Source organism: Nonomuraea sp. 3N208 (genome assembly GCF_052245935.1).
GTDB lineage: Bacteria > Actinomycetota > Actinomycetes > Streptosporangiales > Streptosporangiaceae > Nonomuraea.
The window spans coordinates 17,871-30,533 of the sequence record NZ_JBQQBR010000043.1 but is presented as its reverse complement, the minus strand read 5'-3'; the positions used below and the strand labels follow the sequence as shown (position 1 = coordinate 30,533).

Annotated in this window: 14 protein-coding genes and 1 pseudogene; 8 read left to right on the top strand and 7 right to left on the bottom strand. The window is 71.6% G+C overall.

What is annotated here, in order from left to right; all coding sequences use genetic code 11:
* Positions 1 to 49: 49 nt before the first annotated feature.
* Positions 50 to 1,162: an NAD(P)/FAD-dependent oxidoreductase gene (locus ACTWPT_RS46270; RefSeq protein ID WP_443183914.1), complete on the top strand. Its 1,113-nt coding sequence runs from the start codon at positions 50 to 52 to the stop codon at positions 1,160 to 1,162.
* Positions 1,163 to 1,179: 17 nt separating this feature from the next.
* Here the strand turns inward: ACTWPT_RS46270 and ACTWPT_RS46265 are convergent, their stop codons facing one another.
* Entirely contained in the window at positions 1,180 to 1,656 is a 477-nt protein-coding gene (locus ACTWPT_RS46265) for a MarR family winged helix-turn-helix transcriptional regulator (protein ID WP_443183913.1), read from the bottom strand.
* Positions 1,657 to 1,716: 60 nt separating this feature from the next.
* Here ACTWPT_RS46265 and ACTWPT_RS46260 point away from each other — a divergent pair, with 60 nt between their 5' ends.
* Complete coding sequence (locus ACTWPT_RS46260) at positions 1,717 to 2,658, top strand: LLM class flavin-dependent oxidoreductase (RefSeq protein ID WP_443183912.1); 942 nt, start codon at positions 1,717 to 1,719, stop codon at positions 2,656 to 2,658.
* Here the strand turns inward: ACTWPT_RS46260 and ACTWPT_RS46255 are convergent.
* Entirely contained in the window at positions 2,637 to 3,200 is a 564-nt protein-coding gene (locus ACTWPT_RS46255; protein WP_443183911.1) for a dihydrofolate reductase family protein, read from the bottom strand. The two genes, ACTWPT_RS46260 and ACTWPT_RS46255, sit on opposite strands and share 22 nt — an antisense overlap.
* 114 nt (positions 3,201 to 3,314) lie before the next feature.
* Between ACTWPT_RS46255 and ACTWPT_RS46250 the strand changes: the two genes are divergently transcribed.
* Entirely contained in the window at positions 3,315 to 3,986 is a 672-nt protein-coding gene (locus ACTWPT_RS46250) for a LysR family transcriptional regulator (RefSeq protein ID WP_443183910.1), read from the top strand.
* Between the two features lie 18 nt (positions 3,987 to 4,004).
* Here the strand turns inward: ACTWPT_RS46250 and ACTWPT_RS46245 are convergent, their stop codons facing one another.
* The gene (locus ACTWPT_RS46245; protein WP_443183909.1) at positions 4,005 to 4,580 is read right to left on the bottom strand and encodes a helix-turn-helix domain-containing protein; all 576 of its coding nucleotides are present in this window, start codon (positions 4,578 to 4,580) and stop codon (positions 4,005 to 4,007) included.
* Positions 4,577 to 5,266 (bottom strand): hypothetical protein, encoded by a 690-nt coding sequence (locus ACTWPT_RS46240; RefSeq protein ID WP_443183908.1) that lies wholly within the window; start codon positions 5,264 to 5,266, stop codon positions 4,577 to 4,579. Before ACTWPT_RS46240 ends, ACTWPT_RS46245 begins: the two co-directional genes overlap by 4 nt.
* Positions 5,267 to 5,305: 39 nt before the next feature.
* Between ACTWPT_RS46240 and ACTWPT_RS46235 the strand changes: the two genes are divergently transcribed.
* Complete coding sequence (locus tag ACTWPT_RS46235) at positions 5,306 to 5,830, top strand: GNAT family N-acetyltransferase (protein ID WP_443183907.1); 525 nt, start codon at positions 5,306 to 5,308, stop codon at positions 5,828 to 5,830.
* A 109-nt stretch (positions 5,831 to 5,939) separates the two neighbouring features.
* Here ACTWPT_RS46235 and ACTWPT_RS46230 read toward each other — a convergent pair whose 3' ends face one another.
* Positions 5,940 to 6,830, bottom strand: a complete 891-nt coding sequence (locus tag ACTWPT_RS46230; protein WP_443183906.1) for an alpha/beta fold hydrolase — start codon at positions 6,828 to 6,830, stop codon at positions 5,940 to 5,942.
* A 119-nt stretch (positions 6,831 to 6,949) separates the two neighbouring features.
* Between ACTWPT_RS46230 and ACTWPT_RS46225 the strand changes: the two genes are divergently transcribed.
* Complete coding sequence (locus tag ACTWPT_RS46225; protein WP_443184000.1) at positions 6,950 to 9,001, top strand: BTAD domain-containing putative transcriptional regulator; 2,052 nt, start codon at positions 6,950 to 6,952, stop codon at positions 8,999 to 9,001.
* 68 nt (positions 9,002 to 9,069) lie between these two features.
* Here ACTWPT_RS46225 and ACTWPT_RS46220 read toward each other — a convergent pair whose 3' ends face one another.
* Entirely contained in the window at positions 9,070 to 9,516 is a 447-nt protein-coding gene (locus ACTWPT_RS46220) for a hypothetical protein (protein ID WP_443183905.1), read from the bottom strand.
* 117 nt (positions 9,517 to 9,633) lie between these two features.
* Between ACTWPT_RS46220 and ACTWPT_RS46215 the strand changes: the two genes are divergently transcribed.
* The 3 genes from ACTWPT_RS46215 to ACTWPT_RS46205 are packed head-to-tail and all read left to right on the top strand — an operon-like array spanning position 9,634 to position 10,661.
* Positions 9,634 to 10,047 carry a hypothetical protein gene (locus tag ACTWPT_RS46215; protein ID WP_443183904.1) on the top strand — a complete coding sequence of 138 codons (414 nt, stop codon included), beginning with the start codon at positions 9,634 to 9,636 and terminating at the stop codon, positions 10,045 to 10,047.
* Positions 10,044 to 10,373, top strand: coding sequence for a sigma factor-like helix-turn-helix DNA-binding protein (locus ACTWPT_RS46210; RefSeq protein WP_443183903.1), 330 nt, complete (start codon positions 10,044 to 10,046; stop codon positions 10,371 to 10,373). Before ACTWPT_RS46215 ends, ACTWPT_RS46210 begins: the two co-directional genes overlap by 4 nt.
* 60 nt (positions 10,374 to 10,433) lie before the next feature.
* On the top strand, positions 10,434 to 10,661 hold the full coding sequence (locus ACTWPT_RS46205) for a hypothetical protein (protein ID WP_443183902.1): 228 nt from the start codon (positions 10,434 to 10,436) through the stop codon (positions 10,659 to 10,661).
* 52 nt (positions 10,662 to 10,713) lie between these two features.
* Here the strand turns inward: ACTWPT_RS46205 and rox are convergent.
* Positions 10,714 to 12,133: pseudogene (rox, locus tag ACTWPT_RS46200) on the bottom strand (rifampin monooxygenase).
* Between the last annotated feature and the right edge of the window lie 530 nt (positions 12,134 to 12,663).

Genomic DNA, 12,663 nt, shown 5'->3' with positions numbered 1-12,663 from the left:
CTAATATGGTTCGGGACACGAACTGTAGTTCATCCTTTGAGGAGCAGACATGACGAGGCATACGGTCGCGATCATCGGCGGCGGGTACGGCGGCGCCACTGCCGCCAAAGCGCTCGATCAGGACACGGACGTCGTCCTGATCGAGCCCAAGGACGCTTTCGTCCAGAACGCGGTCTCCCTGCGCGCGCTGGTGCAGCCGGATTGGGCGGACAATCTGTTCTTCCCGTACGACAGGCTGCTCCGGCACGGCAGGGTGGTCCGTGACCGCGCGGTCTCGGTCGACCCCGGCGGCGTGGTCCTGTCCTCCGGCGAGCGGGTGGATGCGGACTATCTGGTGCTGGCCACCGGTTCCGGTTATCCCTTCCCGTTCAAGTTCGACGCCGATGCGTCCAGCGCGGCGCGCGAGCGGCTGCTGGCCGCCCACGCCCAGCTCGCGGGTGTCTCCCGCGTGCTGATCGTGGGCGCGGGGCCGGTCGGCCTGGAGCTTGCCGGGGAGATCAAGACGGTCTGGCCGGACAAGCACGTCACCCTCGTCGATCCGACGTCGCAGCTGCTCCCCGGCTTCCAGCCGGAGATGCGGGAGGACCTGCGGCGCCAACTCGACGCGCTCGGGGTGGACCTGCGGCTGGGGACCACGCTGAGCGCGGAGCCGCCGGCCGAGCCCGGCCGGGCCGGGTCGTTCACGGTGCCGTCCACCGGCGGGGACATCTCCGCCGATCTCTGGTTCCGTGCCTACGGCGTCCGCGTGAACACCGGCTATCTCGGCGACGACCTGGGTCCCGTACGCACGCCGCAGGGGCTCATCCGGGTGACCGAGACGCTCAACGTGGAGGGTCACGGCAACATCTATGCGATCGGTGACATCACCGACATCGCCGAGGCCAAGATGGCCGGGAACGCGATGCGGCATGCCGAGGTCGTGGCGGACAACATCATCGCCCACGTGCGCGGTGACCGGCCCGCCGCCGTCTACCGGCCGTCCGCCACACCGTTCGTGCTGCTGCCCCTCGGGCCCGAGGGCGGTGTCGGCCAGCTGCCCTCCCCCGACGGGCCGATCGTGCTGGCCGCGCAGGCAGTCGCCGACTACAAGGGCGCGGACCTGTTCACCGGCCGGTTCGCCGAGCTGTTCGGGATCGCCCGCAGCGTGCCCGCGGCTGCGTGATGTCTCCTGCCGGCGGGTCAGCCGTGCGCGGCCGGCGGCGCTTCGTCTCGCTCCTGGAAGACCATCGGCACGTTGTTGTCCCGCACCACCCGGCTGAGCAGCTCGGCGAGCCTGTCGCGCTCGTCGCCGCCGAGGGTTGCGGGAAGCTCCTCGATCCGCCGGCACGTGGCGGTGTAGAACACCTCGACCAGCTCGCTGCCGCGCTTGGTGAGCGCCACCCGGACCGCGCGCCGGTCCGCCGGGTCCGCCTCGCGCCGCACCAGGCCGCGCTGGGCGGTCCTGTCCACCAGCTCGGTGAGACTGGACTTGGCCAGCCGCAACACCGCGCCCAGGGCGCTCATCCCGTACGGCTGCGCCATCAACACGCACAAGAGCTGCCCCTGCTGAGGGGTCAGCCCGTATTCGCGGGCCGATTCGGCGTAGACGGCATTGACCAGAAAGGATGACCGCACCAACGCGGACACCACCCCCGGTTTGTCCTCGTCCTCACGCATCTGATCAGATTACCACTGAATGATTCGCTACACGAACTACTCACGTCATGGAGGACTCGCATGACCATGCCGGCGCGACACGTGTTGTTCGGAGTCGGGATCTCGACCGCGGTCGGCGAAGCGCGGCAGACCCTCCACCATGCGGTCCAGGCCGACCGGGAAGGGCTGGACCTGTTCACGGTCTCGGATCATCCCTATTTCGGTGGCCGGTTGGACGCCTACTCCCTCGTGGGCGTGGCGCTGGGCCGGACCACGAACATCGCGGGCCTGGTGAGCGTCACCAACCTGCCCAGCCGTCCCGCGCCGATGCTGGCGCGCACCATCACCTCCTTGTCCGCCCTGTCCGAGGGCCGGATCGTGCTGGGCATGGGCGCAGGCGGCTTGTGGGACGACATCGCCAAGCTGGGCCTGCCGCGGCTGGGGCCGGGCGCCGCGGTCCGGGCGCTCGAAGAAGCCATCACCCTGGTCAGGGCGCTGTGCGGCGGCGGCGACCTGGTGACGTTCGACGGCGAGTTCTACCACGTCACCGACCTGGAGCCGGCGCCGGTCCCGGCCCCGCCCGTGTGGACCGGCTCGGTCGGGCCGAAGTCGCTGGCCGCCACCGGACGCGTGGCCGACGGGTGGATCCCCGGACACGCCGCGGACTGGCTCAGCCCGCGCTACCGTGACTCGCGGCCGATCATCGACCAGGCGGCCGTCGACGTCGGCCGCGATCCCCGCGACATCGCCACGATCTACAACATCCCCGGCGTCATCGTGCCGCGCCCGCTCGCCGCCACCCGCGATCGCGAAGGCCGCTGGATCGGCGGCTCGGCGGAGCAGTGGGCCGAGGAGCTCACCGGCGCGGTGCTCGAGCACGACGCCTCCGGCTTCGTGTACTTCCCGACGGGTGACACACCCGCGGACGTCGCGCTCGGACGCTGGGCGCAGGAGATCGTCCCGGCGATCCGCCAGGCCGTCGCCGCGTCGCCGAAAGGCGGTCAGGAGCGCTTCGGCTCGTAGTGCAGCGCGGTGATCCCGCACTCGAACGGCCGGGCGGTGACCAGGCGCAGCCGCTGGGGTGCGCCGAGGTCGGGGAACACCGGCATTCCGGTGCCGATCGCGGCCGGGTTGACGAACAGGTGGAGTTCGTCGAGCAGTCCCTTGGCGATCAGGTCCCGCACGAGCGTGCCACCCCCGTAGGTGATGATGTCCCCGCCCGGCTGGGCCTTGAGCTTGTTGACGGTCTCGGCGAGGTCCCCGCCGGCGACGGTGGCGTTGTCCCAGGGCGACTCGGTGAGGGTGTTGGAGATCACGACTTTGGGCGTGTTGTTCATCCAGTCGATCGTCTCCTGGGTCTCGCCTTGGGGCCCGGACGCCCAGGCCGGGATGAAACCCTCGGCGAGGTTGCGGCCGAGCACAATGCAGTCGACCGGGTCGGTGATCGCGTCGATGTAGGTGTTGATGTCATCGGTCCATGGGAACGTCATCCAGTCCATCTCGCCGTTCGGGCCGGCCATGTAGCCGTCGACGGTGGTCTGGACCTGGAGCTTGAACGTACGCATGAGACGTCTTCCCTTCGGAGTTCCTTGTTCGCTTGAGATGGCTCCACGCTGCCAGCAGGACCTTACGGTCTTCTTCAGACGGGATTACGGCAGCTGCATCTATAACCTGACGGCATGGATGTCGACACCCGGCTGCTGCGCTACTTCATCGCCGTGGCGGAGGAGGGCAGCCTCACCCGCGCCGCCGAACGGCTGTTCGTGTCGCAGCCCGCGCTGACCAAGCAGATCAGGCAGCTCGAGGCGCAGCTCGGAGTGCGGCTGTTCACGCGGTCCAAAGCCGGCATGGCCCTGACCGAGGCGGGCCGGGCCCTGGCGCAACAGGCGCCTGCCCTGCTGGCCGGCTGGGATCAGGCGCTGCGGGAGACCAGGAGCACGGCCAGCCGGGCGGCACGCGTCTTGCGGGTCGGTTTCCTGGCCAGCGCCGCCAACGAGGCCACCCAGCACATCGTCGCCGAGTTCGCCCGCCGCCGGCCGGGATGGCGGGCCGACATGCGGCAGGCCGCCTGGTCGAACCCGGCGGCCGGCCTCGACCGCGGCGACGTCGACGCCGCCCTGCTGCGACTGCCCTTCCCCGGCCAGGAGAGCTTGCGTGTGGAGGTGCTGTTCACGGAACCGCGCTGGGCCCCCGAGTCCGCCGCCCGCTACTACGCCCGGCCCGGTGTCACATACCGTCCCGTCAGCGGGGTGAGCCCCAGCCAGGTGGCCGTCGCCTGGGCTCCCGCCGACGACGCCAATCCCGTCGTACAGGACTTCGTCCGCTGCTGCCTGGACGTGGCAGGCGGGTGAGCCGGCCACGGCCCCGGGTCAGCCCGCGACCGGGGATGCGATGACGACGGTGACGTCGGCGGGCGCCTCGCCGGTGCGGTAGCAGTGCGGGGCGTCTCCGGCGAAGGCCAGCATGTCGCCGGGCTCCAGCCGGCGCAGATCGTCGGCCGGGCCGGCGACGAGGCCGCCGGAGGCGAGCAGGAGATGCTCGGTCGTGCCGGGCGCGTGCGGCACACCGTCGACGGCGGTGTCCGGCGGCAGGCGCAGCCGCCAGATCTCCAGACTGTGGCCGCCGCTGATGCGGCGCAGCAGCTCACGCGTGGGGCCATCGCCGGCGGCGGCGGTGGCCGGCAGGTGCACCACGCCGGGGTCGTCGGCCCGGGTCAGCAGGTCGGTGAGGGGGACGGCCAGGGCGACGGCGATGGCGTCCAGGGTGTCGATGGTGGGGTTGCCCATGCCGGCTTCCAGCTGCGACAACGTCGCCTTGCTGAGGCCGGTACGCCGGGCCAGCTCGGCCTGGCTCATGCCGCGTTGCCGCCGGCGGCGCTGAATCTGGGCACCGGCCGCGGCAGCCGCGCTGCTGGCGGGACGGCGGTCCCGGTCGCCGGTGCTCACCGCGGCGGCCGGTGGGAGGCGGTGTAGGAGACGCGGACGCGGCCCCTCTTCAGCTTGACAGCGGTGATCGTCACCTGGGCCAGGTCGGCGAGGCTGCGGACGTGCGTCCCTCCGCAGGGGGCGGCGTGCAGGTCACCGAGCCGGACGATCCGCCGGCCCTCGGCGTCGTGCTCGGCGATGACCGGCAAATCGTCGGCCACGGCCGCGGCCACGAACGCGCGCAGCCGATCGGCGGCCTTCTCCCGGTCCTCGGCGTCGGCCGGCCGCGTGCCCGTCTCGGACGGGGTGAGCTCGATGCGGGCCTGGCCGGGGAAGTGGTTGCTGCCGGCCAGCGTCCATCCCTCGGCCCGGCTCGCCGCTTCGACGAGGTGGCCGGCGGTGTGCAGGGCGGCGTGCAGCAGCCGCAGCCCGGCGTCGACGCGCGTGTGGACGACGTCGCCCTCGGACGGTCCGGCTTCGCCGCCCGCGAGCACCACCAGGCCGGTCGCGGCATGGCGTACCGGAACGACCTCCCACTCCCCCGCCCAGCCGCGATCGGCGGGCTGGCCACCGCCTTGGGGGTGGAAGAGGTTGTCCCGCACGGCCACCCACGCGCCGCCGGCGTCGTCCCGACCGGCCGCGATCACGCTCGTGGTGATCTCGGTGAGATAGGTGTCGTCGAGATAGAGCACACTTTGATGAACCATACGTTCATCATACCGAACGCACCTTGGTAGCATCGACGCATGCCGACACCCGTCCACCTCACCTTCCACCCCGCTTCCCCCGCCGATACGGCAGAGGTGCTGAGCGTGCTCAACGAGGCGGCGGAGTGGCTCAGGCGGCGCGCCGTCATCCAGTGGCCGGACCGTTTCGAGCGCTCCTGGATCGAAGAGGCGGTCACGCGGGGAGAGACGTGGCTGGTCCGCGACGGCGGCACGGCCGTCGGCACACTCACGCTGGACTGGTCGGACCCCCTGTGGGCGGATGCGGCCGGGTCCGCCGGGTACGTGCATCGGATGGCCGTCCGCCGCCGGGTGGCCGGCCTGGGCGCGGTCATCCTCGACTGGGCGGCCGGCACCGTGCGCGGCAACGGGCGGGATGTCCTGCGGCTGGATTGCGTGGCCTCCAACGGCAGGCTGCGGGCCTACTACGAGGCGCGCGGCTTCGTCCATCGCGGCGACGTGCCCGTGGGCGGCGCTCCCGGCCAGCGCCGTGACGACGGCCCGCGCACCTGGGTCAGCCGCTACGAACGGCCGCTTCCCTGCTGACGCGAAGCTCCGCCCGTGCGGTCGGCGGAACCCGAACGTACCGGACCGGCGCCGCACGAGCACGCGGCCGAGCAGTCGCACGAGCAGCCGGCCGAGCATGCCCCGGTCGTCAGCGGGAGAGCAGGTCGCGCAGCGCCTTGGTGACGTCGGCGGGCGCCTCCTCGGCCATGAAGTGGCCGCAGGTGACGGTCTCGTGCCGCAGATCGGGCGCCCAGGCGCGCCACAGCGCCGCCGCGTCGTAGCCGAGCGCGGCGCCCCAGTCCTGCTGCAGCACGGTGACCGGCATCCGCAGGTGGTTGCCCGCCTCCCGGTCGGCGTGGTCGTGCTCGGCGTCGATCCCGGCGGAGGCCCGGTAGTCGGCGACGATGGAGGGGATCGCCTCGCGGCAGGCCTGCAGGTACGCGGCACGCACGCCGTCCGGGATGGCCCGCGTGTCACTGGTCCACACGTCGAGGAAGTGGCCGAAGAACGCGTCCGCGCTGGCGGCGATCATCTGCTCGGGCAGCCCGGGAGGCTGGGCCATGAGGTACAGGTGGAAGCCGACGGCCGCGCCCGCGCCGCGCATCACCTGCCACATGTCCAGGGTCGGCAACACGTCCAGGCAGGCCAGGTGGGTGACCGCCGCCGGGTGGTCGAGGCCGGCGCGGAAGGCGACCAGGGCGCCCCGGTCGTGCCCGGCCAGCGCGAACCGCTCGTGGCCCAGCGCTCGAGCCAGCGCCACGACGTCGGCGGCCATGGTGCGCTTGGCGTAGGTGCCGGCGCCGGACTCGGCGGGCTTGTCGCTGGCGCCGTACCCGCGCAGGTCGGGGCAGATCACGGTGTGGTCGGCGGCCAGATCGGCGGCCACGTGCCGCCACATCAGGTGGGTCTGGGGGAAGCCGTGCAGCAGCACGATGGGGCTGCCGGCGCCCGCGACGGCCACGTTGAGCAACACGCCGTCGGCGACGGGGACGCGCTGGTAGTCGAAGCCGGGGATGGTGCCAGTGAGAGTGCTCGTCATGGTGGTGCTCTCCTTGCGGTGAAGGGTGACGGCGGAAGGTGACGCACTTCAGCGTGCCGGGCGCGAATGAGCATCCGGTCAGCGCGCTACGGTGGCTGGCTGAGGAGGGGTGTCGAACGGTGCGGTTCGGGGTGCTGGGGCCGGTGACGGTCTGGGACGAGGCCGGCGGTGTGGTGGACGTCAAGGGGCCGCGGCACCGCGCGGTGCTGGCCCGGCTGATCGTCGCCCGCCGCCGCGTCGTGCCGGTGGCGCGCCTGGCCGGGGACCTGTGGGAGGAAGAGCCGCCGCCGGGCGCGGTGGGGGCGTTGCGCACGTTCGTGGCGGCGCTGCGCCGCGCGCTGGAGCCGGAGCGGCCGCCGCGTGCCGCGCCGCGGCTGCTGGTGACCGAAGGTCCGGGGTACGCCTTGCGTGCCGCGCCGGACGCGGTGGACGCGTGGCGGTTCGAGCAGGCGGTCGCCGCCGCCGCGGGGCTGCCGCCCCGGGAGGCTCTCGAGCGGGTGGAGGAGGCTCTGGGCTGGTGGCGCGGGCCGGCCTACGCCGATTTCGCCGGTCAGGATTGGGTACGCGTGGAGCGTTCGCGGCTGGCCGAGCTGCGCCTGCATGCGATCGAGCGGCTGGCCGAGGCGCGGCTGGCCCTGGGGCTGGCCGGCGAGGCGGTCCCGGACCTGGACGCGCACGTGGCCGAGCATCCGTGGCGGGAGGACGGCTGGCGGCTGCTGGCGCTGGCGCTGTACCGTACCGGCCGTCAGGGCGACGCTCTGGCGGTGCTAAGCCGGGCGCGCGACCTGCTGGCCGAGCACCTGGGGGTGGATCCGGGGCCGCGGCTGCGGCGGCTGGAGTCCGACATCCTGCATCATGCCCCGCATCTCGATCCGATGTCCGGTACGGCGGACTCGGTGTGGGCGCAGGCGGCGGCCGCCTACGACCGCAGCGTGCCTGCGGGCGCCAGGGCGCGGCTGGAGTCGACGGTGACGTTGATGCGCGACCTGGCCGTGACCGGCGGTGCGGGCCTGGAGGCGGCGCGCCGGCACCGGGTGGCGGCGATCGCGGCGGCCGAAGAGCTGGGCGAGGCGGAGCTGACGGCGCGGGTGATCGGATCCTACGACGTGCCGGCGATCTGGACCCGTTCGGACGATGCGGGGCAGGCGGCGCAGGTCGTGTCGGCGGCCGAACGCGCCCTGGCTGCGCTCCCGCCGGCCGCGCCGGACGCGGTGCGGGCGCGGCTGCTGGCCACGATCGCGCTGGAGTCGCGCGGCAGGCACGCCGTGCGTGCAGGTGCGGCGGCCCGGCAGGCGGAGGAGATCGCGCGTCGGCTGGACGACCCCGCGTTGCTGGCCTTCGCGCTCAACGGCGTGTTCATGCAGAGTTTCTCGCGTGCGGGGCTGGCCGGTCGCCGGGACGGGGTCGGCGCGGAGCTGGTGGCGTTGTCGGCCCGGCACGGGCTGGTCACCTTCGAGGTGCTCGGGCATCTCATCCGCCTGCAGGCACGTTGCGCGCTGGCCGACTTCGCGGGCGCCGACGAGCACGCGGCCGCCGCGGAACGGCTGGCCGAGCGGCATGAGCGGCCGCTGGTGAGCGTGTTCACCGCCTGGTACCGGGCACTGCGCCTGGACGTGACCGGACGGCGGCCCCCCGCAGAGGCACAGGCAACGCAGCGTGAATCGGCCGGTGTGGCCGGACGGCAGCCCGCCGCTGAGGCCGAGCCGGCACCGGCGGTCGAGGAGGTGGAGGCGGCCTACCGCCGGGCGGCCGCGCGGCTGGAGGGCGCCGGCATGCCGGGCCTGGAGCGCGGGTTGCTGCCGCTGGCGTCGCTGTGCGCGCGCGTGCGCCGCGGCCTGCCGCCCCAGACCGGCGAGGCGGACTGGGGGCCGTACGAGCCGTGGGTCCGCCCGCTGCTGATCCTGGCCGACGGCCGCCGCGACGAGGCCGCGGCGGCACTGGCCGGCGTGCCGGAACCACCGCGGGACCTGCTGATGGAGGCGATGTGGTGCCTGGTGGCGCGGGCTGCGGTGGCCGTCGGCGACCGGGAGGCGATGCGACGCGCCCGCGCCGCGCTGGAGCCGGCGGCCGGGGAACTGGCGGGCGCGGGCAGCGGCCTGCTCACCCTGGGCCCGGTCTCAGGACACCTCGCCGCCGTCGCCACCGCCCTCGGCGACGCCCCGTCCACATGACGGCGGCGCGCCGAGGTCGGCGAAGTCCGTCACGTGCAGGTTGTCGTGTTCGGCGGCAAGGTCGCGGATCATCGCGGTGAGGTCGAGGTCTGGGCCGTCAGGTGGGGTGCCCGAATCAGGACCGCATCGGTCGCGAACCCCAGCGCCACGCACAACGGTGTGTAGAGCAGCAGGTTGAGCCAGTAGAACGGGGTGCCGGTGTCCGTGCCCAGCCCGAAGGCCCAGGCGAGGCCGAGTTCGGCACGCACGAGCAGCCCGCCGCCGAGCGCGAGCGTGGCGGTCTTGGCGAGCCGGCCGCCCCGGCCGAGGGAGACGGCGATCACCGACAGGGCGGCGACGGTGAGCATCACGATCAGGGGCACGAGGACGCGGGCCGTGAACGGCGCCTCGAAGTTGAGCACCGCCAGGGAGAGCGCTCGCGGGTCCGCGGCCGGTCGTACCAGCCAGAACAGGTGAAGGAACGCGTCGAGCAGCAGGACGGCGGCGACGAAGGCCGCGGGGAGCGAGATTCTCATGCCTGGCAGGAGGCGTGGAAATCGCCCGTGGTTCCATGGAACCTTCGCCGCGATCGACGCCTCTGGATGGCTATGACTTGGCCTGTTGCTGAATTGGATCCGGTACGGAGGCTGCGGGTGCTCGCCTCCGCCATCCCCGGGGCGTACGTGGCTGAACGCGTCATCCCCGCCCCGTTCGAGGACGTCTGGTCCGTGGTGAATGCCCTGGAAGAGGAGTTCGGCACCTTCGAGCCGGACATGCGCCGTCTGACCGTCGTGTCCGGGCACGGGAGCGACCGCCTGGTGGCCACGGCGCGAAGCAGGTACGGGATGCGTGCCAGATTCGACGTCGAGCTGCGGCCCGGCTGGTGCTGGATGCAGAGCAGGTTCCTGATCGTCGGCGTCGCGGCGGTGGCCGTACCGGAAGGAACCCTGGTCGCCCAGACCGGAGGAGTCCGCGTGCCCGGCCGAGCGGCACTGGTTCCCCTGGGCGTGCGGGCCGCCGGTGAGAAGGCTCTGGCCAGGCTCGAGGCCCGGGTCACGCGGCGATGAGCGCCGAGCTGGTACGCGCCGCGCAAAGCGGCGACACGATGGCCATGAACGACCTGCTGAGCGAGCTGACGCCGTATCTCGGCCGGATCTGCGGGCCCATCGCGCTCGACGACGGGCGCGACGCCGTCCAGGAGACGCTGATCGCGATCTTCCGGAACTTGCGGAGCCTGCGGTTGTCACCGGAGCATCGGGCGGTGCTGGTCCTGCGTGACCTGGAGGGGTTGCCGGAGGACGAAGCGGCGCGGCTGCTCCAGGTGCCGGAGGGCACGGTCAAGTCCCGCCTGCACCGCGCCCGCCGGAGCTTCCGCAAAGCGTGGCAGTCGTGAGGAACCTCCCGCGACTCGTTCGCCTCCTTCTGGTGGAATCCCACAGAACGGAGAGCATCCATGAGGCCTCGCACGCTCGTGGTCCTGAGCCTGATCCTCACCTTGCCTATCAGCGCCGCCCTTTGTGGCGCGTACGGCTACCGCCCCGCGGTGGCGAGCTACCGGCCGCCGGCGAACGCGCTGTTCCTCGACACGCCGCTCGCTCGCTTCCACTACGTCAAGGAGGGTTCCGGCACACCGGTCGTGCTGCTGTCGCCGGATGACCACACGAACCAGTCCCCGCCATGATCTGTACCCGAGACAGGCGTGTTCGCATTCATTTTCGGTTGCTCAGGCGAAATCAGTTGGCGGGCTTGCCGAACCAGCGGGAGAGGTGGTCGTCCAGGTCCTGCTGATCGTCGCCGATCCAGGCCACGTGGCCGTCGGGGCGTAGCAGGACGCACGGAACATCCAGTACCGCAGTGGGATCCGCGAGGTAATCGACCCGGTCTGACCAGCCGCCGACGGTCAGGCGTTCGGTGCGGTCCAGCAGCAGGCCCCGGCCGCGATGCAGCAGACCGTAGAGGTGGCCCTGTTTCACGTCGATGTCGCGCAGGCGGCGGCCGAGCAGGTCGGGGCCTTCGCCGAAGTCGTAGCGGATGCCGATCGCGGTGATCTTCTCGATCAGATAGCGGTTCACCTCGTCGAAGTCCATCAGTTCGGTGAGCAGCCTGCGCACGGCCTGCGGGCCCGGTTCGGTGGACAGCAGTTCCATCTGGGCGCGGGTGTTGTCCAGCACGTCCTCGGCGACCGGATGACGTTCGGCCTGGTAGGTGTCCAGCAGTGTTTCCGGCGCCCAGCCGCGGATCTGTGCGGCCAGTTTCCAGCCGAGGTTGAAAGCGTCCTGAACGCCCAGGTTCAGGCCCTGTCCGCCGATGGGTGGATGGATGTGGGCCGCATCGCCGGCCAGTAGCACCCGCCCGACCCGATAACGTTCGGCCAGCCGGGTGGCATCCCCGAAGCGGGACAACCAGCGCGGGGAGTGCACGCCGAAATCGGTTCCGGCGATGGTGCGCAGCTGTTGTTTGAAATCCTCGAGGGTGGGCGGTTCCGCGCGGTCGCTGACTCCCGCGGCGGGGACTACGACGCTGTAGACCGCTTCGCCGAAGGGCCGGAGCCAGAATGGCTGATGGGTCTCGCGGATTTCGGTCACCTTGGCGGTGATCTCCTCCTGCGGCACGCCCACTTCCATCTCGCCCATCAGCGTCTCGGTCCGCGAGGGCTCGCCGGGGAAGCCGACACCGAGCAGTTTACGCACCGTACTGCGCCCGCCGTCACAGCCGACGAGGTAGCGCGAACGCAGCTGTTCCCCGTCGGCCAGCTCGACGGTCACACCCTCGTCGTCCTGCTCGAAACCGGCGACCGCGCAACCGCGCCGGACCTGCGCACCCCGTTCGATCGCATGTTCTTCAAGCAGATGTTCGATGACCGGCTGCGGGATGCCCAGCAGATAGGCGTGCGCGGAATCCAGGCCCTTGGGCGCGGGTTTGGGGATGGCGGCGAAGAAACCGCCGGCCGGACGCTGTCTTCCATGCTGGAGAATGCGCTCCAGCAGTCCGCGCATTGCCATCAGCTCGAGACTGCGGATATGCAGACCGACTATGCGGACGAACGACTTGGGCTCGGTTTCCTTCTCCAGAACGAGTACCCGCACGTCGTGCAGCCGCAGTTCGGCGGCCAGCATCGGTCGGCCCGCAACCGGCAATGATCACATCGAAGATGAGGGGCGCGCGATCGGCGCCGGAGGCCGGCGACCAGAGAACTCCGGGGACGTCGCCCACCGTGGAGTCACGCTCGACCCTGTCGTTCGACGGCGGCTCGGCGGTGACCTGCTGAGAGTGCATAGGTGTTGCCTTTCGGGAGTGCCTTGTTGGCGAGGCGCTCCCGGCGACACCTACGTCAATCGCCCGACCGTGACGGGAAGGGGGAGCACCCACATCGATACAGCGTTCATGGGTCTCACCTCCTCGGGCGGTGTCACGATCAACTGCAAGCTACAAGCCCGAGCATCATCCCGTCCAATCCTTTTCCGGCCACGTGATCACGACTCCAAACGGGCCCGTGCGGCTGCAGGGCGCATCCGGCGTGGCGGCCCGTCTAGTACTGGGAGGCCAACAACACCGCCTTCCAGCCGGTGATGGACGCTCTGGCTCCGCTGGACCGCTACGCCGACTCCGAGGCCGCCTTCTGCGACCCAACCGAGACGGTCCCCTCGTGCACGCGGTACCCGAGGATTGGCAGGAGGCCATGG